The sequence below is a fragment of the Xanthomonas sp. SHU 166 genome, assembly GCF_000364685.1.
GTDB classification, from domain to species: Bacteria; Pseudomonadota; Gammaproteobacteria; order Xanthomonadales; family Xanthomonadaceae; genus Xanthomonas_A; species Xanthomonas_A sontii.
The window spans coordinates 1-632 of record NZ_AQOJ01000675.1; the positions used below are offsets into that span (position 1 = coordinate 1).

Genomic DNA, 632 nt, shown 5'->3' on the forward strand with positions numbered 1-632 from the left:
CTGGGCCAGCCCCCGGCGCAGTGGCCGCCGCTGGGCGCGGTCGATCCGCAGAACCAGGCCCGCCCGCTGTTCGTCTGGGGTCCGCCGGGCAGCGGCGTGGAGCGGGTGATCGCGGTGATCGATGCGGCCAGCCTGGTGCTGCGCGGCGACCGCTTCGGCCCGCAGCCGCCGACCGACGGCCTGCAGCGCTTCCGCAGCGTCGAGGAACTGGACAGCGGCGCCCTGGACGGCGCGGCGCTGGTCGCGGAGTGGCGCGCGCAATTGCCGGCGCGCGGCGTCGGCGACGGCAACGTCGTCGACTGGCTGCTGTGGTGGGACAACGCGCTGCTGCGCGCGCTGCGCCCGCACCTGCCGGAAGGGCGGCTGCTGGTGGTGCTGCGCGACCCGCGCGACATGCTGCTGGACTGGCTGGCCAACGGTGCCCCGGCGCCGCTGGCCCTGGCCTCGCCGGAGACCGGCGCGCAATGGCTGGCGGCGGTGTTGGCGCAGGTCGCCGACCTGCACGAACAGGATCTGTATCCGCACCACCTGGTGCGCCTGGACGGCACCGAGCACGATCCGGCCGGCGTGGCGGCGGCGCTGGAGCAGGCGTTCGGCGTGGCGTTCCCGACCATCGCCACGGTCGGCCCGCC

General features: G+C 76.1%; 1 pseudogene. It reads left to right on the plus strand.

What is annotated here, in order from left to right:
- Positions 1 to 632, plus strand: a pseudogene (locus D180_RS16005) (adenylate cyclase); the annotation flags it as partial.